Genomic DNA, 21,579 nt, shown 5'->3' with positions numbered 1-21,579 from the left:
CGCTCAGCGCTCCCCGACGGCTCCTTCCGCGGCGTCGGCCCATTCCCGCCACTGCTGCGCCTGCGCGAGCGCACTCTCGGCGTCCTTCGGGCGGCCCGCGGCGGTGGCCTTGGCGGCCTGCTCCTCGAACTGGCGCACGCGCTCCCGGAACTGGGCGGCACGGGCGAGCGCCTCCGGGTCGGTGCGCCGCCATTCGGACTCGGCAGCCTCGCGGACCCGCTTCTCGATCGCCCGCAGACGGCTCTCGAGGTCGTGCATCCGCTCCCGCGGGACCTTGCCGATCTCCTCCCACCTGTCCTGCAGCTCGCGCAGCCGGGCCCGGGCGGCGTCGATGTCCGCCGCCGGATCGATCGACGCCGCCGACTGCAGCAGCGCCTCCTTCGCCTGCGCGTTCTCCTCGAACTCCGCGTCCCGCTCCGAGGCGGCCGCGTTGCGGGCGGCGAAGAACACGTCCTGGGCGCCCTTGAACCGCTTCCACAGCTGATCGTCGGCCTCGCGCGGCGCCCGACCGGCCGCCTTCCACTCGGCGAGAAGTTCCCGGAACGCGGCCGCCGTCGCACCCCAGTCGGTCGAGTCCTGCAGTTCCTCGGCCTGCGCCACGAGATCCTCCTTGCGGGCCCGGGCGGCGGCGCGCTCGCGGTCCAGTTCGGCGAAGTGCGCGCCGCGCCGGCGGTTGAACGCCTCGCGGGCCTTCGAATAGCGCCGCCACAGGGCGTCGTCGACCTTACGGTCCACGCCGCGGATCGTCTTCCACTCCTCGAGGATCTCCCGCAACCGGTCGCCGGCAGCCTTCCACTGGGTCGACTCGGCGCCGATCTGCTCGGCCTCGGCCGCGAGGGCCTCCTTGCGGGCGGTGGCCGCCGCCCGCTGGTGCTCCTTCTCCTGTTTCGCGGCGACCGCCGCCTTCTCCGAGTCCGCGACGATCGCCGCGAGCCGCTCGGCGAGGGTGTCGAGGTCACCGATCACGGCGGCGGTGGGCAAGGACTCCGCGAGCGCCTGGGCGGCCGCCCGGGTCTTCTTCGCGTCCCCGGTGCCCGAGCTCAGCCGCGACTCGAGGATCGCCACCTCGGTCGCGAGGTCGTCGTACCGGCGGCCGAAGTGGGCAAGCCCCTCGGCGGCGTCGCCCGCCTGCCAGGACCCGATGCACCGCTCGCCCTCGGCGGTCTTCACCCACGCCGTGCCGTCCTCGTCGACGCGGCCCCACCGGCTCGGATCGCTGGCCGGGACCGTGGGCTGCGGATGGGGATGGGCGGCCGGGTGCGGCTTGGGTGCCGACGACTCGGGGGCCGGCCGCTGCCGACCCGGTTTGGGAGCGCCCGGCTTCGGAGCGCGGGATTCCTGCGTTGCGTTCGGGTCGGTCATCGGTCCTCATCTCTGCCGCGCGGCACGGCTGCCTGGTCGCACTGGTTCGCGTGGTCGGGCCGCGGAGGTCGCTCCGAGACCACGCCCGCCCACTATTGAAACAGGTCGCACGGCCGGGAGGCGGCGGGTCGGGTCGACTACGGTGGCCCGTGTGTTGATCGCCGCGGCGTTCGTGCCGTCCCCACCCCTGCTCGTTCCCGAGTTGACCGGCTCCGCGGCCGCCGAGACCGCCGACCTGCGCGCCGCCGTGCTCGACGTCGGGGCGGAACTGCGCGCCGCGGCGCAGTGGGTCGTCGTCGGTACGGGCACGGAGGCTGCGCACCTCCCGGACACGGCCGTCGGAACGTTCCGCGGCTTCGGTGTCGACCTGGCCGTATCGCTCGGGCCGGCGACCGCGGGGACGCCCGATCCGCAGCTGCCGCTGCCGGCCCTGATCGCGGGCTGGTTGCGCGACCGGACGGCGCCGGTCGTGCGCGCCACCACGCACGTCGTGCCGGCCGACACGACCCCGCAGGACTGCGCCCGCTTCGGGCGGCGGCTGCGCGGCGCCCTGGACGCGGACCGCACCCCGACGGCCCTGCTCGTGGTCGCGGACGGCCCGGCCACGCTCACCGCGAAGGCACCCGGGGCCTACCACCCCGGGGCGCAGGAGGTGGACGAGGCGCTCGGCGCCGCCCTCGCGGTCGGCGACGCCGCCGCGCTCGCCGCGCTCGACCCGGCGCTCTGCACCGAACTGGTCCTCGACGGCCGCGCCGCATGGCAGGTGCTGGCCGCGGTGTTCGGCTCCGACGGACCGGCGGCGGCCGCCACGACCCACAGCAGCGCGCCGTACGGCGTGGGATACCACGTCGGGATGTGGCGACCGTGACCCGTGAGCCCCTCCCTCCGGTGGCCGTCGTCGGCCCGACGGCCACCGGCAAGTCCGATCTGGGTCTCGATCTCGCCGAGGAGCTCGGCGGGGAGATCGTCAACATCGATGCGATGCAGCAGTACCGCGGCATGGACATCGGCACCGCCAAGCTGCCCGTCGACGAGCGGCGCGGCATCACCCACCATCAGCTCGACGTCCTCGATGTCACCGAGACCGCCACGGTCGCCCGCTACCAGCAGGCCGCGACCGCCGACGTCGAGGCGATCCGGGACCGCGGCGCCGTGCCGATCATCGTCGGCGGCTCGATGATGTACGTGCAGGCCCTCCTCGACGAGTGGCAGTTCCCCGCGACGGATCCGCAGGTACGGGCCAAGTGGGAGGCGCTGCTCGCCGACGAGGGGGTGGCCGCGGTGCACGCGGCGCTGCAGCGGGCCGACCCGGTCGCCGCGGCGACCATCCTCCCCACCGACGGCCGCCGCATGGTCCGCGCCCTCGAAGTGGTCGAGCTCACCGGGGCGCCGTTCGCGGCGTCGCAGCCGCAGATCGGCGATCCCAGGTGGGGGACCGTCGTGCTGGGGGTGGACCGGGACACCGTGGCCCTCGACGACCGGATCGCTCGGCGCACGGACCTGATGTTCGAGCGCGGACTGGTCGACGAGGTGGCGGCGCTGTGCGAACAGGGGCTGCACGAGGGGGTAACCGCCCGTCGGGCGATCGGGTACGCGCAGGTGCTCGAGTACCTGGCCGGTGAGTGGGACCTCGCCCACGCCCGCGAGCGCACCTTCATCGGGACGCGGCGCTACGTGCGCCGGCAACGCTCGTGGTTCCGCCGGGATCCGCGGGTGCACTGGCTCGACGGTGCCGATCCGGCGTTGCGGGACACGGCGCTGCGGGTTCTCGCCGATGCGAACCGTCGTTAAGGTGACGGGCATGGACTTCAGCAAGGGCCACGGCACCGAGAACGACTTCGTGATCCTCCCGGATCCCGACGTGCGGATCTCCCTCGAGCCGAAGCGGGTGGCGGCGCTGTGCGATCGCCGTCGCGGCCTCGGGGCGGACGGGGTCCTGCGCGTCGCGCGCGCCGGGGCGCTGGTCGACGCCGGGGTTCTGCCGGCACTGCCCGAGGGGACGGACGCCGACGACTGGTTCATGGACTACCGCAACGCCGACGGCTCGATCGCGGAGATGTGCGGCAACGGGGTGCGGGTGTTCGCGCACTTCGTCACCGCCAGCGGGCTCGAGTCGCGCGGCGAGTTCGTCGTCGGCAGCCGCGCCGGCGGCAAGCCGGTGCAGGTGCACAGCGCCGACGCCACCCACGGCGAGGTCACCGTCGACATGGGTGTGGTGCGGGAGCTGGGGGAGTCGACGGCCACCATCGAGGGCCGGGTGTACCGCGGGCTGGGCATCGACGTCGGCAACCCGCACCTGGCCTGTGTCGATCCGCACCTGACCGCGGCGACCCTGGCCGCCCTCGACCTTTCCGGTCCGGGTTTCGACCCCGGCTTCTTCCCGCAGGGGGTCAACATCGAGTTCCTCACGCCCATCTCCGCGGGCGCGGTGGACATGCGGGTGTACGAGCGGGGCGTGGGGGAGACCCGGTCCTGCGGCACCGGCACGGTCGCGGCCGCCGCCGCGGCGTTGCGTTTCGACGGGTCCGGCTCCGGTACGGTCCAGGTGCACGTCCCCGGCGGGACCGTGCAGGTGCGCCTCGAGGACGGCCGGGCCGCGTTGCGCGGCCCGTCGGTGCTGGTGGCGTCGGGCACGATCGGCGACGACTGGTGGGGCGGCCTGGACTGACTCCCGGCCCGGCGGCGCCGGTGCGCCGCGCGGGTTTCGCCCTGCGCGGACACCCGGAAAGTCGCATGCGTCGGCGCGTCCGACGTGGGACGATGGTCGTGTATGACGAACACACGACGAAACGAATCGGCCACCGACGACGCGGACCGCGTCGCGGGCTGGGTCCCCGCCGACCCGTCGGTCGGCGAGATGCAGCTCGAGGACCGCAGCGCCCTGCGCCGCGTCGCCGGGTTGTCCACCGAACTCGAGGACATCACCGAGGTCGAATACCGGCAGCTCCGCCTCGAGCGGGTCGTGCTGGTCGGGGTGTGGACCGGCGGCACCGCGGCCCAGGCCGAGGCCAGCCTCGCCGAGCTCGCCGCACTGGCCGAGACCGCGGGCTCCGAGGTACTCGAGGGCCTGATCCAGCGCCGGGACCGTCCCGACGCCGCGACCTACATCGGCTCCGGCAAGGCCGAGGAACTGCGCCAGGTGGTGCTGGCCACCGGTGCCGACACCGTCATCTGCGACGGCGAGCTCACCCCTGCGCAGCTGACCGCCCTGGAGAAGATCGTCAAGGTCAAGGTCATCGACCGCACCGCACTGATCCTCGACATCTTCGCCCAGCACGCCACCTCCCGTGAAGGCAAGGCGCAGGTATCGCTCGCGCAGATGGAGTACATGCTGCCGCGACTGCGCGGCTGGGGCGAGTCGATGTCGCGGCAGGCCGGCGGCCGTGCCGGCAGCAACGGCGGCGTGGGCCTGCGCGGTCCCGGCGAGACGAAGATCGAGACGGACCGTCGCCGCATCCGCGAACGGATGGCCAAGCTGCGCCGCGAGATCAAGGCGATGAAGTCCGTTCGCGACACCAAGCGCACCCGGCGCATGCGCAACCGCATCCCGTCGGTCGCCATCGTCGGCTACACCAACGCCGGCAAGTCCAGCCTGCTCAACAAGCTCACCGGTTCCGGTGTGCTGGTGCAGAACGCGTTGTTCGCGACGCTCGACCCGACCACCCGCCGGGCCGAACTGCCGGACGGACGGGAGTACGTGCTCACCGATACCGTCGGCTTCGTGCGGCACCTGCCGACCCAGCTCGTCGAGGCGTTCCGCTCCACCCTCGAGGAGGTCACGGACGCGGACCTGCTGCTGCACGTGGTGGACGGGTCCGATCCGTTGCCGACGGACCAGATCAAGGCCGTGCGCGAGGTGATCACCGACGTGCTGCGCGAGTCCGACGCTCCGCCGCCGCCCGAGCTGATCGTGGTGAACAAGGTCGACGCCGCCGACCCGCTGACCCTCACCGAGCTGCGCGCCCTGCTGCCCGACGCGGTGTTCGTCTCGGCGCGCAGCGGCGAGGGACTCGACGAACTGCGCGAGCACCTCGCCGCGCTGCTCGAGCACCCGGACGTCGAGGTGAAGGTGCTGCTGCCGTACACGCGGGGCGACCTGCTCGCGCGGATCCACTCGGACGGGCAGGTCCTGAACTCCGCGCACGAGGTGGACGGTACGCGCGTGCATGCCCGCGTGCCGCAGGCGCTCGCGTCGGCCCTGGTCGAGTACGCCGCCTAGTGCGCGGGGCCCTCGTCGGCCTGGTGGCCTCGGCGGCCGTCGTGTCGGCGCCGGCCGCCGCGGCGCAGACCTCCACGGTCCCGATCGCCGAGGTCGACGGTGGCGTGCTGTGCACCCCCACCGATCCCGCCCTCGCGGAGCTGTCGGGCCTCGTCGCCTCCGGTGATCGCGTGTTCGCGGTGCCGGACGCCGGGGCCGACGAGGCGGTGTTCGAGCTCGGGGCCGACTGCGCGGTGGTGCGCCGCATCCCGCCGCCCGTCGACCCGTACGACGTGGAGGACCTCGCCGCCGGTCCGGACGGCCGGCTGTGGCTCGGCGACGTCGGCGACAATCGCGCCGCGCGCGACACCGTCGCGCTGATCTCGGTCGACCCGCAGACCGGCGCGGGCAGCCTGCACCGGCTCACCTATCCCGACGGCCCACGCGACGCGGAGACGCTGCTCGTCCCGCGCGACGGGGTGCCGCTGATCGTCTCCAAGCCGCTGTTCGGCAGTGCCGGGATCTACCGGCCGGCGGGCGGGCGGAGCGTGGACGACCTGCCCGACCCGGGGCCGGTCCCGCTCGAACGCGTCGGATCCCTGACCCTCGGCCCCACGGACACCCCCGGCGGACCCGTCGGCGGGGCCTCCTCCGCGCTGGTCACCGGTGGCGCGGTCAGCGCCGACGGCACCGTCGCCGCAGTGCGCACGTACACCGATGTCTACCTCTTCCACGCCCCCGACGGCGACGTCGCGGCGGCGCTCGCGGCGGGCCCGGCCCTGCGGGTGCCGGTGCCCCACGAACCCCAGGGCGAGGCGGTGGCCTTCACCGCGAGCGGGGACCTGCTGACCGCTTCCGAATCCGCCGACGGCGCCCTGCCGGGAGTGCGGGTGTGGCGCGACGTGGTGGGCCTGTTCCGGCCCACGCCTGCGGAGGAGCCGGCGCAGACCCCGGACGGGGCGATGCCCGCGGCGATCGCCGCGGGCATCGTGGTGATCGCAGCCGCCGCAGGCGGGCTGTGGCGACGGGCCGCGCGCCGCCGCCGGGGCTGACGTCAGGCGTCGAGGTCGGCGGCCACCAGCTCGGCGACCCGGGCGAGCACGTCGGTGTCGTCGCTGGTCACGGTGACCTCGGTGCCCTGGGTGGCGCCGAGCGTCATGATGAGCAGCGCCGAGCCCGCGTCGACGGGTTCGCCGCCGTCCACGGCCAGGGTCACCGGGACTCCGGAGGCGACCACGGCTTCGGCGATGATGCCGGCCGGCCGGGCATGCAGGCCGATGGACGAGCCGACGGTGACGGTGGTGCTGGGCATGGGAACTCCTTCGGGGTAGGGACGGTCGTCGGATCCGATCAGGCGACGGCGGGCTGGGCCGCGGTGTCGCTGCTGCGCAGGTGGGCGGGCCGGTGCACCTCCTTGGCGAGGGTCACGCACAGCGCACCCACGACGGTGCCGGCGGCGAGGGCGACCAGGAACCACAGCAGGTTGCCGATGGCGAAGAACACGAAGATGCCGCCGTGCGGGGCGCTGAGGGTCGTCCCGGTGGCCATCACGATCGCGCCGGTGACGGCGCCGCCGGCCATCATCGACGGGATCACCCGCAGCGGGTCCGCCGCCGCGAACGGGATCGCTCCCTCGGAGATGAACGAGGCACCGAGCAGCCATGCGGCCTTGCCGTTCTCCCGTTCGGCGGTGCTGTAGATGCCCGGCCGCAGCGTCGACGACAGTGCCATCGCCAGCGGCGGCACCATGCCGGCGGCCATCACGGCCGCCATGATCTGCAGCGAGGCGTTGTTCGAGACGTCGAGCCCGGCGACGGCGAAGGCGTAGGCGGCCTTGTTGACCGGGCCGCCGAGGTCGAAGCACATCATCAGGCCGAGGATCACGCCGAGGATGACGACCGAACTCCCGGACAGGCCGTTGAGCCAGTTCGTCAGGCCCGTGGTGATCGCGGCGAGGGGCTTGCCGAGGACGAGGAACATGAGGGCGCCGACGATGAGGGTGGCGAACAGCGGGATGATCACCACCGGCATCAGCCCGCGGGCCCACACCGGGACCGGGATGCGACCCACCCACAGCGCTGCGAAGCCTGCGATGAGGCCGCCGACGAGGCCACCGATGAAGCCGGCCCCGACGAACACGGCCACCGCGCCGGCGGTGAAGCCGGGCGCCAGGCCGGGCCGGTCCGCGATCGCGAAGGCGATGAAGCCCGCCAGGGCGGGCACCAGGAAGGAGAACGCCAGCGAGCCGAGCTGGAACAGAACCGCGCCGAGATAGGTGGTCAGGCCGCCGTCCGGGAGGTCGGTCAGCGAGTTGCCGACCACGATGTCGGCGGCGGGCTCGGTGATCTCGTACCCGCCGAGCAGGAATCCGAGGGCGATGAGCAGGCCGCCCGCGGCGACGAACGGGATCATGTAGCTCACGCCGGTCAGCAGGATCTGACGCAGCCGGGTGCCCCAGCCGACCTCGCCCGCCGAGGGTTCGTCGGCGGCCGCAGCCACGGCGGCCGCGTCGACGGTGCCCGCGGACGGGTCCTTCGCCGCGCGCATCGCCTCGGCGACCATCACGTCGGGCTCGTTGATCGCCCGCTTGACGCCCGAGGCGACCACCGGTTTGCCGGCGAACCGTTCGCGGTTCTTCACGCCGACGTCGGTGGCGAAGATGACGGCGTCGGCGCCGGCGATCACGGACGCCGGCAGGGGGGTGCTGCCGCTCGAACCCTGGGTCTCGACCCGCACCGTGACCCCGGCGCGTTCGCCCGCGGCCTTGAGGGCATCGGCGGCCATGTAGGTGTGGGCGATTCCCGTCGGGCAGGCGGTGACAGCGACGATGGTGCGCTCGGCGGCCGGGGTGGGTTCGGGCGCCGGGGTGGCCGGCGCGGACTCGGCGGCCGGGGCCGCGGTGGTGGCCGGGGCCGGTTTCGGCAGAACCCCCTCGACCAGCGCGATCACGTCCGCGGGTGTGGCCGCGTCGCGCAGTGACCCGACGAAGTCCGGCCGCACGAGTGCCCGGGCGAGCGACGAGAGCAGCTTCATGTGCTCGGCTCCGGCCCCCTCCGGGGCGGCGATGAGGAACACGAGGTCGGCGGGTCCGTCGGGGGCGCCGAAGTCCACCTTGGGGGACAGTCGCGCGAAGCCGAGCGACGCGGTGGCGACGGCGTCGGCGCGGCAGTGCGGGATGGCGATCCCACCGGGCAGGCCGGTGGCCGACTTGGCCTCCCGGTCCAGGGCGGCGGCCGTCAGTGCCGCCGCGTCGGTGGCGCGGCCGGCGGCGGCCAGCCGCGAGGCCAGCGCGGCGATGACCGACTCCTTGTCGGCGCCGAGGTCTGCGTCGAGCGCGATCAGGCCGTCGTCGATGATCGCGGGCCCGGAGGTGGCGCCGGAAGCGATGTCTGGCATGGCGTGTCCTTACTGGTGGTGAGGGAGGGCTGGGGACGGGGTGTCCAGGGGAACGGGGTGGAGCGGAGCGACCTCGACGGCGCCGGTGTCGACGTCGTCGGGTCCGGGAAGCGTGGTGCCGGGCAGGGCTACGGCCGCCGAGCCGTACGCGACGGCGTGGCGGAGGCGCTCGGCGGGACCGAGCCCGGCCAGCTCCGCGACGAGATAGCCGGCGAGGGAGGAGTCGCCGGCGCCGACAGTGCTGCGCGCGGTCACGGGTCCGGGCACCGCGTGCCAGGCACCCTCGGCGGTGATCAGCACCGCGCCGGCCGCGCCGAGCGTGGCCAGCACCGCCCCGACGCCGCGCTCGACGAGCCGGCGCCCGGCGGCGACGACGGGTCCGGTGTCGCCGGCCGCCGCCGCGGATTCCAGGGCGGCGGCGTCCGCGCCGGTGAGCTGGGCGAGCTCGTCCGAGTTCGGTTTGAGCAGGTCGGGGGCGGCGTCGGGGAACCGGGCCGCGAGCGACAGCAGGGGAGACTCGGAGGTGTCCACCGCGATGCGGCACGCGACGGACCCGTCGACGGCGGCCGCGCGGACGGAGCGGACGAGATCGGCGTACCAGTCGGCGGGCACGCCGGGCGGCAGCGATCCGGATATCACCACCCAGCGGGCGTCGGCGGCGGCATCGACGACGGTCCGGCGCAGCGCATCGAGTGTCCCTTCGGTATACGCCGGGCCGGGCTCGTTGAGCTTGGTGGTGGTGCCGTCGGGCTCGGCGACGGTGATGTTGCTGCGCGCGAAGCCCCCGGTCGGAACGGCGCGGTAGCCGATGCCGTGGTCGTCGAGCGCGGCGAGCAACGGGTCGCCGGTGTTTCCCGGCAGGACGGCCAGGACCGGCCGGCCGGCCGCGCGGAGCACGCGGGCGACGTTGACGCCCTTGCCGCCCGGGTCCACGCGGGTGGCGGCGGCGCGGTGCACGGCGCCGCGGACGAGCGGGCCCGTCAGTGCGACCGTCCGGTCCAGGCTGGGGTTGGCGGTCAGCGTGACGATCATGCCGTCACCACCTCGATTCCGTTGTCGGTGAGCTCTTTGCAGTCGGTGTCGTCGATCTCGGTGTCCGTGACGAGCACGTCCACGGCGTCGACGGGGGCGAAGCTGATCAGGTGCTGTCGGCCGATCTTGGAGGAGTCGGCGACGACGACCACCCGGTCGGCGCATCGGACCATCGCGCGCTTGACGGCGGCCTCGTCCGGGTCGGGAGTGGACAGGCCGTGGCCGACGCTGAGCGCGTTGGTGCCGATGAAGGCGACGTCGACGTGCAGAGCCCGGAGGAATCGCAGCGCGTCCTCGCCCACGCTGGCCTGCGTGATCCCGCGGACCCGGCCGCCGAGCATGTGCAGGCGCACCGATCCGAGGCCGGCGAGCCGCGCGGCGATCGGAACCGAGTTGGTGACCACCTCGAGGTCCACGTCGGCGGGCAGCGCCGCCACCAGCCGGCCGGTGGTGGTGCCGGCGTCGAACACCACACTGCCGCCGGCGGGGGGAAGGTACCGGGCCGCCGCGGCGGCGATCCGGTCTTTCTGTGCGGCGTGGGTGTGCTCGCGCTCGCTCAGCGCGGGTTCGGTCACCGTGAGCGCTGCGGTGGGGATCGCGCCGCCGTGCACCCGGCGCACATGGCCGAGCCGCTCGAGCAGGGCGAGGTCCCGGCGGACGGTCTCGGTGGTGACGCGGAAACGGGTGGCCAGATCGGCGACGGACATCCGTCCCCGTCGGCCGATCAGCTCGGCGATCGCCTGCTGCCGTTCCTCTGCGTACACGCCGGGCTCCTCACCGCCGAAATGTTGGTTTATGTTGTTTTACGCCCGTATGTGTTGACATGTCAATGGTTCGGAGTAATCTCGATCACAGAATTACCCCGGAGGCCCATCCCGACACACCGGGCGGCGAGGAGGAGACATGGAGAAGGTGATTCCCGCAGCGGCGGAGATGTCGATCGTTCGGGGCACGCCCGTCGTGCCCGGGGTTGCCTACGGCCCAGTCGTGCGCCCCGCGCCGCGGCCGCAGATACCCGCCACGTTCGAGAGCATCCCGGACACCGCGCGCGACGCCGAGGCGGAGCGTTTCCGGGCGGCCGCCACCACCGTCGCGGACCGGCTGCGCAGCCGCGCCGGCCAGGCCTCGGGCGCCGCCGCCGAGGTCCTGCTCGCCAACGCCCAGCTCGCCGAGGACCGCGGCTGGCTCGGTGCCGTCGCCGCGAAGATCCGCAGCGGAGCCGGCGCGGTCGAGGCCGCCGTCGGCGCCACCGACCAGTTCGCCGACATGTTCACCAAGCTCGGCGGGCTGATGGCCGAGCGCGTCACCGACCTCCTCGACATCCGCGACCGCGTGCTCGCCGAGCTCAGCGGCCACCCCGAACCCGGTCTCGACCTGCCCGAGGAACCGTCGATTCTCTTCGCGGAGGACCTCGCCCCCGCCGACACCGCCGGCCTCGATCCGACCCGCGTGATCGGGCTCGCCACCACCCTCGGCGGGCCCACCAGCCACACCGCGATCATCGCCCGGCAGCTCGGCATCCCCTGCGTGGTCGCGGCGGCCGACCTGGACACCGTTCCCGCCGGCACCCGCGTCCTCCTCGACGGGGCCGCCGGTGAGATCCGTCTCGACCCCGACCCCGAAGGCGCGGCCGCTGCGGTCGCAACCGACCGCAGCGAGCGTGCGCGCATCGCGTCCTGGGCCGGCCCCGGCACCACCGCGGACGGTCATCGTGTCGAGATCCTCGCGAACGTGCAGGACGGCGCCGGTGCCCGTGCCGCCCGCGAGACCCCGGCCGAGGGGGTCGGCCTGTTCCGGACCGAGCTGTGCTTCCTGGACCGGGAAACCGAGCCGACCGTCGAGGAACAGGCCGTGATCTACGCGGAGGTCTTCACCGCCTTCGCCGGCCGGAAGGTCGTCCTGCGGACCCTCGACGCGGGCTCCGACAAGCCGCTGCGCTTCGTCAACCACCCCGACGAGCACAACCCCGCACTCGGGTTGCGCGGCATCCGGATCGCGACCGCCACCGAAGGACTGCTCGACCGGCAGCTCGACGCCGTCGCCGCCGCGGCCGCCCGCACAGGCGCCGCGCCGTGGGTGATGGCGCCGATGATCGCGACCGTCGCGGAGGCCGCGCACTTCGCCGCCGCCGTCCGCGCCCGCGACCTCGTGCCGGGGGTGATGGTGGAGGTGCCGGCTGCCGCGCTGCTCGCCGAACGCCTCCTCGAACACGTCGACTTCCTGTCGATCGGCACCAACGACCTCGCGCAGTACACGATGGCCGCGGACCGCATGTCGCCGCACCTCGCGGCCCTCACCGACCCGTGGCAGCCGGCCGTGCTGGCCCTGGTCGCCCGCACCGCCGCCGCCGGGCGCGCGGCCGGCAAGCGGGTCGGGGTGTGCGGGGAGGCGGCAGCCGACCCGTTGCTCGGCTGTGTCCTGACCGGCATGGGGGTCACCTCGTTGTCCTGTGCGGCAGCAGCCGTCGCCGGCGTCGGCTCCCGCCTGGCCACGGTCACCCTCGATCGGTGCCGCGAGGCCGCGGACGAAGTGCTCCGCACCGTCGACCCCGGCGAGGCGCGCGAGGCGGCGGCCCGCGTGCTCGCCTGACCGAGGTGATCCGCGTCGGGAGCGACCCCCGCGACCTGCTCCCGGAGCCGGCCGGCGCCTACCATTCCCCGTTGTGAACGAACAACTGAGGACGCGGACGGCCGGGTTCGGCTGGACCCTGCACGGCGACGGACGTCGCGTTGCCGACGGCGAGGTCGTCGCCCCGGACGAACGACTGTCCTGGCCCCGCACCGTGGGCATCGGCATGCAGCACGTGATCGCGATGTTCGGCGCCACGCTGCTCGTGCCGACGATCACAGGCTTCCCGGTCACCACGACGCTGCTCTTCTCCGGTGTCGGCACCGCCCTGTTCCTGCTGATCACCCGCGGCCGGGTGCCCAGCTATCTCGGCTCGTCGTTCGCGTTCATCGCGCCGCTGGCGGCCTCGGCCGGCGAGGGCCCCGCCGCCCAGCTCGGCGGCATCGTCGCCGTAGGAGTCGCCCTCGCGCTCGTCGGTCTCGTCGTCAAGGCGCTGGGGTCCCGCGTCGTCGACGCGCTGATGCCGCCCGTCGTGACCGGCGCGATCGTCGCCCTCATCGGCCTGAACCTCGCGCCGGTCGCGGTCGGATCCTTCGAGGCCCAGCCGCTCGTCGCGGCGATCACGCTGGCCGCGATCCTGCTCGTCACGGTGCTCGGCCCCGGCCTCGTCGGCCGCCTCGGCATTCTCGTCGGCGTGATCGTCGGCTGGCTCTTCGCCGCCGTCTCCGGCGGCCTCGCCGAGGAACGCGTCGCGGCCCTGCGCAACGCGGCGTGGTTCGGCCTGCCCGAACTGCGCGCCCCCGCGTTCGAGCTGTCCGTGGTGCTGATCGCCCTGCCCGTCGTGGTGGTTCTCGTCGCCGAGAACGTCGGCCACGTCAAGGCCGTGGCGGCCATGACCGGCCGCAATCTCGACGACGTCGCCGGCGACGCGCTGCTCGCCGACGGCCTGGCCACGACGCTCGCCGGGGTCGGTGGCGGCTCGGGCACCACCACCTACGCCGAGAACATCGGCGTGATGGCCGCGACGCGGGTGTACTCGACCGCGGCGTACTGGGTGGCCGCCGCGACGGCCGTGGTCCTCGCCTTCTCCCCGAAGTTCGGTGCCCTCGTCTTCACCGTCCCGGACGGCGTGCTCGGCGGCGCCACCCTGGTCCTGTACGGCTTGATCGGCATCCTCGGCGTGCGGATCTGGATGGAGGCGAAGGTCGACTTCACCGATCCGGTCAACCTCACGGTGGCCGCCGCCGCGCTCGTGGCCGGGATCGGCGACCTCACCCTCACTGTGGGCTCCGTCGAACTCGGTGGCATCGCGTGGGGCTCGATCGGCATCCTGATCGCCTACCCGCTCCTGCGGCGATCGGCGGACCTGCGCCGCCGGCCGCCCGGCGTGTCCGGTCACAAATAACGCTCGTTCCTGTCAGCGTCAGACCCGTCCTCCGATGTCTACCGTGAGCGTGACGTACGTCATCGGATACAGGAGCGCACATGGAACGCACCCTCTTCGAGCCCGAGCACGAACTTTTCCGCGAGTCGTACCGGAAGTTCCTCGAGCAGGAGGTGGCTCCCTTCCACGAGCAGTGGGAGCAGGACAAGATCGTCGACCGTGAGGTCTGGAAGAAGGCAGGCGCGCAGGGCTTCCTGGGCATGGCCGTGCCCGAGGAGTACGGCGGCGGCGGTGTCGAGGACTTCCGCTACAACACGATCGTCACCGAGGAGACCACGCGCGGAGGTTTCAGCGGCATCGGTTTCATGCTGCACAACGACGTCGTGGCGCCGTACCTGCTGAAGCTGGCGAACGAGGAGCAGAAGCGGCGATGGCTGCCGGGATTCTGTTCCGGCGAGATCATCACCGCGATCGCGATGACCGAGCCCGGCACGGGCAGCGACCTGCAGGGCATCAAGACCCGCGCGGTGCGGGACGGCGACGAGTGGATCCTCAACGGTTCCAAGACCTTCATCACCAACGGCATCAACGCGGACCTGGTGATCGTCGTCGCCTGCACCGACCCGGACAAGGGGGCGCAGGGCTTCTCGCTCCTCGTCGTCGAGCGCGGGATGGCCGGCTTCGAGCGCGGCCGCAATCTCGACAAGATCGGCCTCGCGGCGCAGGACACCGCCGAGCTGCACTTCACCGACGTGCGGGTGCCCGCCGCCAACCTCCTCGGTGAGGAGGGCCTGGGCTTCATCTACCTGATGCAGAACCTGCCGCAGGAGCGCCTGTCGATCGCCGTGGTGGCGGCGGCGGCGATGGAGGCCGTGCTCGAGGACACGATGCAGTACTGCCGCGACCGCAAGGCGTTCGGCAAGTCGATCGGCAGCTTCCAGAACACCCGGTTCGAGCTGGCGGAGCTGGCCACCGAGACCACCCTCGCGCGCGTGTTCGTCGACAGGTGCATCGAGCAGCTCAACGCCGGAACCCTGAGCGTGCAGGAGGCGGCGATGGCCAAGTACTGGACCACCGACAAGCAGGTCGAGCTGATCGACCGGTGCCTGCAGTTGCACGGCGGTTACGGCTACATGCGCGAATACCCGGTCGCGAAGGCGTATCTCGATGCCCGCGTGCAGAAGATCTACGGCGGCACCAACGAGATCATGAAGGACATCATCGGCCGCGGCCTGAATCTCTGACCGGCCCCGGGGCACCGGTCCCGGCCCGGAACGAGCACGGGCGGCGCCGCGGATCGCGGCGCCGCCCGTGCTCGTTCCGGGGAGGAGCGAGGTCAGAGCTTGCGGATCACGGTGACGACCTTGCCCAGGATGACGGCGTCGTTGCCCGGAATCGGTTCGAACATCGGGTTGTGCGGCATCAGCCACACGTCCTTCTTCACGCGCTTGAACGTCTTCACGGTCGCTTCGCCGTCGAGCATCGCGGCGACGATATCGCCGTTGTCCGCGACGTTCTGCTGGCGCACCACCACCCAGTCACCGTCGCAGATGGCGGCATCGACCATCGATTCGCCGACCACCTTGAGCAGGAACAGCGAACCCTGCCCCACCAGTTCTCTCGGGAGCGGGAACACGTCCTCGACGGACTCCTCCGCCAGGATCGGACCGCCCGCCGCGATCCTGCCCAGCACGGGAACCATGGCGGCCGGCGTGGCGGACTCGGCGGCGGTGTCGACCCCCTCCGCCGGCTGCGCCTGCGGGGCCGCAGGCTGCGGATCGTCGAGGCCGCGCACGTCCACTGCCCGGGGGCGGTTCGGATCGCGCCGGAGGAAGCCCTTGCGTTCGAGGGTGCGCAACTGGTGCGCCACCGACGAGGTGGAGTTGAGGCCCACCGCGTCGCCGATCTCGCGGATGCTCGGAGGGTAGCCCCGTTCGGTGACCGATTCGCGGATCACTTCGAGGACGCGGCGCTGGCGTTCGGTCAGGCCGGCGGCCGGATCGGCGGTGGTCGTCCGGCTCCGCCCGGCCCGGGGATGGCCGTCCGTCATGATCGTGACCTCCGTGCGTCGTGTGTCGGATGTGCTGGATGTGATGGATCGAATCTAGCTCTCCGATGGCCGGTTATCAAACATCTGTTCGAGATTTTCGGCCGGTAGTGCTGACTTTGTCGGAGCGGCGTGGTACACATCGAACACACGTTCTTTCGAACAGGTGATCGAATTACTCTCGCCGTCGATCGAGCGGTGACCGAAGTTCCGCCGCGGGCCCCGTCCCGCGGACGAGCGACACGGAGGCCTCGATGAGGACATCAGCAGTTCGCCGCACCGAATGGAACGACACCCGGCACCACCCAGGCCAGTGCGACGACACCGGGCAGTACGACACGGGACACTACGACGACACCGGGCAGTGCGACACAGGGCCGTGCAACGACACCGGGCAGTTCGAGGACCCAGGGCAGTTCGAGGACCCAGGGCAGTTCGAGGACCCAGGGCAGTTCGAGGACCCAGGGCAGTACGACACCGGACGGGACGGCGAGGGCCGGGCACGACGCTCCGCGGCGACGCACCTCGCCCGGCGGCCGCACGAGGCGCCGGACCGGCGGCTGCCGGTCCGCCCGGATCCGGGGGTGGTGGACTATCGGCGCGCTCCGGTCCGGGTCTCGCGCGTCCCACACCGGCCCGCCGGGACCGCGCAGCCCGGCCTGCGCACCGTACTGGCGACGGCCCTGCTGACCGCGGTCGCGACCGCGGGACTGCTCGGGATTGCCCACCTGCGCACCAGCCAGGTTGCGGCCGGGGCCGCACGTACCGACGTCACCGTCGTGCAGGCGGGGGAGTCGCTCGGCGACGTCGCGGCGCGGGTGACTCCGGGTTTGCCCCGCCCCGAGGCGATCGAGCGGATCCTCGAACTCAATGCCATGTCGGACGGCCGTCTGCGGGACGGCCAGACCCTGCTCGTTCCGGCCTCCGCGCCGCGGTGAACCGGCATGGACGGGCGGGTACCGGATCCGGCCGACGATCCGGGTATGCAGGTATTGTCGACTCTTGTCAGTCACACCACCTCGTGTGGTCGCGCCGAGAGCGATTCGCCTGCCGGTGAGTCCGGTCTCGGGAGGACGGCATCGGTTCGACGCCGACGTCGCGGCCAGCACGGCTACGACGAAGGAATCGACATGTACTGCCCGTATTGCCGGCACCCCGATTCCCGCGTCGTCGATTCCCGCGAAGCCGACGAGGGGGCCGCGATCCGTCGCCGAAGGGCATGCCCCCAGTGCGGCAGGCGTTTCACCACCGTCGAGACGGCGGTGCTGTCGGTCGTCAAGCGCAGCGGCGTCACCGAACCGTTCAGCCGGGAGAAGGTGGTGCGCGGGGTGGCCCGTGCCTGTCAGGGCCGCGACGTCGACAACGACGCCCTCAACCTCCTCGCCCAGCAGGTCGAGGACGCGGTGCGGGCCAAGGGTTCCCCGGAGATTCCGAGCAACGAGGTCGGTCTGGCCATCCTCGGCCCGCTGCGGGACCTGGACGAGGTGGCGTATCTGCGATTCGCCTCCGTCTACCGGTCCTTCAGCTCCGCAGAGGATTTCGAGCGCGAGATCAAGGAACTGCGCGAGCACCAGCACCGACGCGAGACCGAGTCCCCGGACTGAGCGCCGCGCCGTTCGGCGCGCGCCGGGATCCTCGTCGCCGGATCAGCGAATCGCCGCGACGGCCTTGAGGATTCGCGTCTCCGAGATCGGCCCGCGGGTGCCGAGGTGCTGCGCGAACAGGCTGACCCGCAACTCCTCGATCATCCACGAGACCTCCACCACGTCGGCAGCCGTGGCCCGCTCCTCCGGCAGCCGGGCGAGCAGTCGGTCGTACTCGGCGTAGACCCGGTCCAGCACGTCCATGCCCTGCCGGTCGCGAAGCGCGCTCGCCGGCAGCGATTCGAGCCGGTGTGCCGCCGCCGCCAGGTAGCGGGGCAGGTCGGCCAGCCGGGCACTGCCGAGTTCGGCGACGAAACCCCGGAACAGCAGCGAGGTCAGCTGTTCACGCACGTCCTCGGCGGCCTCGCCGCGCACCCGTTCGAGCAGCACCTCCACCTCGTGTGCCCTGGCCAGGGCGGGGACGACGAGCTTCAGCAGCGCCGCCACCCGGCCCGGCAACTGGGCCCGCACCACCTTCGCCAGCGCGGTGAACTCGTCCGGTGTGCGCACCGGCTTGCCGTGCCGGGCGATCAGCTCGTCCACGGCGCACGCCCGGCAGTCCTCGAGCAGATCCTCGAACGAGCCGTCCGGATTGCGGCCGAGCGCCAGCCGTTCGCCGTTGCTCAGGCCCGACGTCGCGGCGCGCGCCTGCATCGGGACCGCCTCGAGCAGCAGAGCCCGCAGCCCGGTGCGCATCGCGGCCTGCTGCGCGTGCGGGGTGCTGAGCACCCGCACGGCCACGCCACCATCCTCGGCGACCAGCGTCGGATATCCGGTCACCTGCTGGCCGGCGACGGTGCGTGTGACCGTGGGCTCGAGGGTGCCGAGCGTCTCGGCTGTCCATACCAGTGCCGGCGCGCGCTCGGTGCTCGACGCCGCCCGGGAGACCTCGGCCTCGACACGGTTCGCCAGCTGCCTGCGCAGCGCGGTCAGGCTCTTGCTGCGCGCGAGTACGGCGCCGCGTTCGTCGACGGCCGCGAACGTCATCCGCAGGTGGTCCGGCAGGGCGGTCGGGTCGAAGTCGCTCGGCTCGATCCGCGCCGCGCCGAGCCGCGACAGCTCCCGCGCCATCGCGTTGACGAGCGGCTCGGAGCGCGGCTGCACGGACGCGAGGGCTGCCGCAGCGAAGTCCGGTGCCGGAACGACTTGGCGGCGAAGATGCTTGGGAAGCGTCTTGATCAGGGCGGTGACCAGCTCGACCCGCATACCGGGTACCGACCAGTCGAAGCCGACCGGCCGGACCCCGGCCAGCAGCGCGACGGGAATGCGGACGGTGACGCCGTCCTCCTCGGTGCCGGGCTCGAACTGGTAGGTGAGGGGGAACTGCAGATCGCCCTGCCGCCACGCGTCGGGGTAGTCGCCGCCGAGGACGGTGGGCGCCTCCTGGTTGACCACCGTTTCCGGGGTGAAGGTCAACAGGTCGGGATTCTTCTGCCGCTCCTTCTTCCACCACGCGTCGAAGTGCCGCGCCGAGACGACCTCCGGTCCGACGCGCTGGTCGTAGAACTCGAACAGGGTCTCGTCGTCGACGAGGATGTCGCGCCTGCGGGCCCGGTGCTCGAGCGCCTCCACGTCCTCGAGCAACTCACGGTTGGCGTGGAAGAACCTGTGGCGCGTCCGCCATTCGCCTTGGACGAGGGCATGCCGGATGAACAGCTCGCGTGAGGCCTCGCGGTCGATCGGGCCGTACTGCACGGGCCGTTGCGCGACCAGGGGAATGCCGTAGAGCGTGACCCGCTCGTAGGCCATGGCGGCCTCGCGCCTGGTGGACCAGTGCGGTTCGGAGTAGGTGCGCTTGACCAGGTGCGGGGCGAGCTTCTCGGCCCATTCGGGTTCGATCCGCGCGGTGACCCGAGCCCACAGCCGCGACGTCTCGACCAGCTCGGCGGCCATCACCCAGCGCGGCGGCTTCCTGGACAGCGACGAGCCGGGGAAGATCGCGAACCGGGTCCCGCGCGCGCCGAGGAAGTCCCGCTTCTCGCCCTCACGCACGCCGACGTGCGAGAGCAGCCCGGCCAGCAGCGACTGGTGGATCGCGTCGTGGCCGACGTCCTGATGCCGCGTCTCCCACCCGAGGTTGAGGGTGATCTGGCGCAGCTGGCCCTGCAGATCCTGCCATTCCCGGATCCGCAGCCAGTGCAGGAACTCGTCGCGGCACATCTTGCGGAACCGGCTGGACGACAGTTCCTTCCGCTGCTCCTTCAGGTAGTCCCACAGCTTCAGGTACGCAAGGAAGTCCGAGCCCTCGACGGCGAACCGGGCGTGCTTCTCGTCCGCCGCCTGCTGGAACTCGGCCGGCCGTTCGCGCACGTCCTGGATCGACAGCGCCGCAACGATGATCAGGACCTCGCGCAGGCACCCGTTGCGGTGACCCTCCACGATCATCCGCGCCATGCGCGGATCGACCGGCAACAGCGCGAGTTCGCGTCCGGTGCCGGTCAGTTTCGGTGGTTCGTCCTTCGACGGCGGTTCGAGCGCACCGAGTTCCTCGAGCAGCGCGACACCGTCGCGGACGGCCCGCGGGTCGGGGGCCTCGACGAATGGGAACGAGGCGAGGTCGCCGAGCCCGAGCGCCGTCATCTGCAGCACGACCGAGGCGAGGTTGGTGCGCAGGATCTCCGGTTCGGTGAACTCGGGGCGGGCCTCGAAGTCCTCCTCGGAGTACAGCCGGATACAGATGCCGTCGGCGACGCGGCCGCAGCGGCCGGACCGCTGCCGGGCGGAGGCCTGCGAGATCTCCTCGATGGGCAGTCGCTGGACCTTGGTGCGCACCGAGTAGCGGGAGATCCGCGCGGTGCCGGGGTCGACGACGTAGCGGATACCGGGCACGGTGAGCGAGGTTTCGGCGACGTTGGTGGACAGCACCACTCGCCGGCCGGTGTGTGGGGTGAACACCCGGTGCTGCTCGGCGGCGGACAGCCGCGCGTACAGCGGCAGGATCTCGGTGCCCCGTAGCTTGCGGTCGCGCAGCGCGTCGGCGGTGTCGCGGATCTCGCGTTCACCGGAGAGGAACACGAGGATGTCCCCGTCTCCCTCGGCGCAGAGTTCCTCGACCGCCTCACAGACGGCATCCACCGGGTCGCGGTCGACGAGCGCGTCGCCCACCTCGACCGTCAGGGGACGGTACCGGATCTCGACCGGATAGGTGCGGCCGGAGACCTCGACGATGGGCGCGGGCGTGCCGTCGGCCGCTGCGAAGTGGTTCGCGAACCGTTCCGGGTCGATGGTCGCCGAGGTGATGATCACCTTCAGGTCCGGCCGCCGGGGCAGCAGTTCCTTGAGGTAGCCGAGGATGAAGTCGATGTTGAGGCTGCGTTCGTGGGCCTCGTCGATGACGAGGGTGTCGTAACGGCGCAGCAGCCGATCGCGCTGGATCTCGGCGAGGAGGATGCCGTCGGTCATCAGCTTGATCAGCGTCGAGTCCGACACCCGGTCGGTGAACCGGACGGTGTAGCCGACGGTGTCGCCGAGTTCGGAGTCGAGTTCCTCGGCGATGCGCTCGGCGACCGCCCGGGCCGCGATGCGGCGCGGCTGCGTGTGCCCGATCAGGCCGCGGACGCCGCGGCCGAGTTCGAGGCAGATCTTCGGGATCTGCGTGGTCTTGCCGGAGCCGGTCTCGCCGGCGACGATCACCACCTGGTGGTCGCGGATCGCGGCGGCGATGTCGTCCCTGCGCTGCGAGACCGGGAGGTTGTCGGGGTAGGTGACCGTCGGCACGCCGGCCGCCCGCGCCGCGAGCCGCAACCGCGCCTGCTCGATCTCGTCGGCGATCTTCGCCAGCGCCTCGGGTCCGCGGGCGCGGTCGAGCCGCCGGCGGATGCGGTGCTCATCGCGCAGCGATACCTCGGTGAGGCCTGCCTTCAGGTCGCGACGGGTCGCCCCGGGCGGGGCGGGGGAGCGCGGGGTCTCGGGTGAGGTGGACATGCTGAATCAACAGCCTAGCGAAGCG

17 protein-coding genes are annotated in these 21,579 nt (G+C 72.4%); 10 read left to right on the top strand and 7 right to left on the bottom strand.

What is annotated here, in order from left to right:
• Positions 1-3: 3 nt before the first annotated feature.
• Positions 4-1,362, bottom strand: a complete 1,359-nt coding sequence (locus JYA75_RS19805) for a DUF349 domain-containing protein (protein ID WP_072635137.1) — start codon at positions 1,360-1,362, stop codon at positions 4-6.
• 151 nt (positions 1,363-1,513) lie between these two features.
• Between JYA75_RS19805 and JYA75_RS19800 the strand changes: the two genes are divergently transcribed.
• The 5 genes from JYA75_RS19800 (at position 1,514) to JYA75_RS19780 (ending at position 6,612) form a co-directional block, all read left to right on the top strand.
• Positions 1,514-2,230, top strand: a complete 717-nt coding sequence (locus tag JYA75_RS19800; protein WP_029543353.1) for a hypothetical protein — start codon at positions 1,514-1,516, stop codon at positions 2,228-2,230.
• The gene (miaA, locus tag JYA75_RS19795; RefSeq protein ID WP_102799286.1) at positions 2,218-3,153 is read left to right on the top strand and encodes a tRNA (adenosine(37)-N6)-dimethylallyltransferase MiaA; all 936 of its coding nucleotides are present in this window, start codon (positions 2,218-2,220) and stop codon (positions 3,151-3,153) included. Before JYA75_RS19800 ends, miaA begins: the two co-directional genes overlap by 13 nt.
• 10 nt (positions 3,154-3,163) lie before the next feature.
• Positions 3,164-4,030 (top strand): diaminopimelate epimerase, encoded by an 867-nt coding sequence (gene dapF, locus JYA75_RS19790; RefSeq protein WP_029543356.1) that lies wholly within the window; start codon positions 3,164-3,166, stop codon positions 4,028-4,030.
• Between the two features lie 102 nt (positions 4,031-4,132).
• Positions 4,133-5,581, top strand: a complete 1,449-nt coding sequence (hflX, locus tag JYA75_RS19785) for a GTPase HflX (RefSeq protein ID WP_102799287.1) — start codon at positions 4,133-4,135, stop codon at positions 5,579-5,581.
• Positions 5,581-6,612 carry a hypothetical protein gene (locus JYA75_RS19780; protein ID WP_029543362.1) on the top strand — a complete coding sequence of 344 codons (1,032 nt, stop codon included), beginning with the start codon at positions 5,581-5,583 and terminating at the stop codon, positions 6,610-6,612. Before hflX ends, JYA75_RS19780 begins: the two co-directional genes overlap by 1 nt.
• Positions 6,613-6,614: 2 nt before the next feature.
• On the opposite strand, the gene JYA75_RS19775 is transcribed toward JYA75_RS19780, so the two are convergent.
• From JYA75_RS19775 to JYA75_RS19760, 4 genes are read right to left on the bottom strand one after another with little or no spacing between them, the layout of a single operon-like run.
• Positions 6,615-6,872: an HPr family phosphocarrier protein gene (locus JYA75_RS19775; protein ID WP_006935073.1), complete on the bottom strand. Its 258-nt coding sequence runs from the start codon at positions 6,870-6,872 to the stop codon at positions 6,615-6,617.
• Between the two features lie 38 nt (positions 6,873-6,910).
• Positions 6,911-8,956, bottom strand: coding sequence for a fructose-specific PTS transporter subunit EIIC (locus JYA75_RS19770; protein ID WP_029543363.1), 2,046 nt, complete (start codon positions 8,954-8,956; stop codon positions 6,911-6,913).
• A gap of 9 nt (positions 8,957-8,965) precedes the next feature.
• Positions 8,966-9,988 carry a 1-phosphofructokinase family hexose kinase gene (locus tag JYA75_RS19765; protein WP_185712717.1) on the bottom strand — a complete coding sequence of 341 codons (1,023 nt, stop codon included), beginning with the start codon at positions 9,986-9,988 and terminating at the stop codon, positions 8,966-8,968.
• Positions 9,985-10,752, bottom strand: coding sequence for a DeoR/GlpR family DNA-binding transcription regulator (locus JYA75_RS19760; protein ID WP_029543365.1), 768 nt, complete (start codon positions 10,750-10,752; stop codon positions 9,985-9,987). Before JYA75_RS19760 ends, JYA75_RS19765 begins: the two co-directional genes overlap by 4 nt.
• Before the next feature lie 139 nt (positions 10,753-10,891).
• Between JYA75_RS19760 and ptsP the strand changes: the two genes are divergently transcribed.
• From ptsP to JYA75_RS19745, 3 genes are all read left to right on the top strand, one after another.
• A complete protein-coding gene (gene ptsP, locus JYA75_RS19755) occupies positions 10,892-12,577 on the top strand; it encodes a phosphoenolpyruvate--protein phosphotransferase (protein WP_006935064.1) in 1,686 nt (561 codons plus the stop codon).
• Between the two features lie 73 nt (positions 12,578-12,650).
• On the top strand, positions 12,651-13,961 hold the full coding sequence (locus tag JYA75_RS19750; protein ID WP_185712718.1) for a solute carrier family 23 protein: 1,311 nt from the start codon (positions 12,651-12,653) through the stop codon (positions 13,959-13,961).
• Positions 13,962-14,041: 80 nt separating this feature from the next.
• On the top strand, positions 14,042-15,184 hold the full coding sequence (locus JYA75_RS19745; protein WP_029543369.1) for an acyl-CoA dehydrogenase family protein: 1,143 nt from the start codon (positions 14,042-14,044) through the stop codon (positions 15,182-15,184).
• Positions 15,185-15,276: 92 nt separating this feature from the next.
• Here the strand turns inward: JYA75_RS19745 and lexA are convergent, their stop codons facing one another.
• Entirely contained in the window at positions 15,277-15,990 is a 714-nt protein-coding gene (lexA, locus tag JYA75_RS19740) for a transcriptional repressor LexA (RefSeq protein WP_006935055.1), read from the bottom strand.
• A 251-nt stretch (positions 15,991-16,241) separates the two neighbouring features.
• Between lexA and JYA75_RS19735 the strand changes: the two genes are divergently transcribed.
• Positions 16,242-16,925 (top strand): LysM peptidoglycan-binding domain-containing protein, encoded by a 684-nt coding sequence (locus tag JYA75_RS19735; protein WP_203329270.1) that lies wholly within the window; start codon positions 16,242-16,244, stop codon positions 16,923-16,925.
• A 192-nt stretch (positions 16,926-17,117) separates the two neighbouring features.
• Positions 17,118-17,591: a transcriptional regulator NrdR gene (gene nrdR, locus JYA75_RS19730; RefSeq protein ID WP_029543374.1), complete on the top strand. Its 474-nt coding sequence runs from the start codon at positions 17,118-17,120 to the stop codon at positions 17,589-17,591.
• Between the two features lie 42 nt (positions 17,592-17,633).
• Here nrdR and hrpA read toward each other — a convergent pair whose 3' ends face one another.
• Positions 17,634-21,554, bottom strand: a complete 3,921-nt coding sequence (gene hrpA / locus JYA75_RS19725) for an ATP-dependent RNA helicase HrpA (protein ID WP_185712719.1) — start codon at positions 21,552-21,554, stop codon at positions 17,634-17,636.
• Between the last annotated feature and the right edge of the window lie 25 nt (positions 21,555-21,579).

It is taken from the genome of Rhodococcus sp. PSBB066 (assembly GCF_017068255.1).
In the GTDB taxonomy this organism is placed as follows: Bacteria; Actinomycetota; Actinomycetes; order Mycobacteriales; family Mycobacteriaceae; genus Rhodococcus; species Rhodococcus aetherivorans.
Note: the sequence above shows the minus strand (reverse complement) of the source record. Positions and strands in the feature narration are given on the sequence as shown.

Excerpts from the sequence above, each read along its gene's own strand:
- JYA75_RS19770 (WP_029543363.1), bottom strand. The coding sequence starts at position 8,956 with ATGCCAGACATCGCTTCCGGCGCCACCTCCGGGCCCGCGATCATCGAC.
- lexA (WP_006935055.1), bottom strand. The coding sequence starts at position 15,990 with ATGACGGACGGCCATCCCCGGGCCGGGCGGAGCCGGACGACCACCGCC.
- JYA75_RS19805 (WP_072635137.1), bottom strand. The coding sequence starts at position 1,362 with ATGACCGACCCGAACGCAACGCAGGAATCCCGCGCTCCGAAGCCGGGC.
- dapF (WP_029543356.1), top strand. The coding sequence starts at position 3,164 with ATGGACTTCAGCAAGGGCCACGGCACCGAGAACGACTTCGTGATCCTC.
- JYA75_RS19735 (WP_203329270.1), top strand. The coding sequence starts at position 16,242 with ATGAGGACATCAGCAGTTCGCCGCACCGAATGGAACGACACCCGGCAC.
- JYA75_RS19765 (WP_185712717.1), bottom strand. The coding sequence starts at position 9,988 with ATGATCGTCACGCTGACCGCCAACCCCAGCCTGGACCGGACGGTCGCA.
- hflX (WP_102799287.1), top strand. The coding sequence starts at position 4,133 with ATGACGAACACACGACGAAACGAATCGGCCACCGACGACGCGGACCGC.
- ptsP (WP_006935064.1), top strand. The coding sequence starts at position 10,892 with ATGGAGAAGGTGATTCCCGCAGCGGCGGAGATGTCGATCGTTCGGGGC.
- nrdR (WP_029543374.1), top strand. The coding sequence starts at position 17,118 with ATGTACTGCCCGTATTGCCGGCACCCCGATTCCCGCGTCGTCGATTCC.
- hrpA (WP_185712719.1), bottom strand. The coding sequence starts at position 21,554 with ATGTCCACCTCACCCGAGACCCCGCGCTCCCCCGCCCCGCCCGGGGCG.
- JYA75_RS19775 (WP_006935073.1), bottom strand. The coding sequence starts at position 6,872 with ATGCCCAGCACCACCGTCACCGTCGGCTCGTCCATCGGCCTGCATGCC.
- JYA75_RS19745 (WP_029543369.1), top strand. The coding sequence starts at position 14,042 with ATGGAACGCACCCTCTTCGAGCCCGAGCACGAACTTTTCCGCGAGTCG.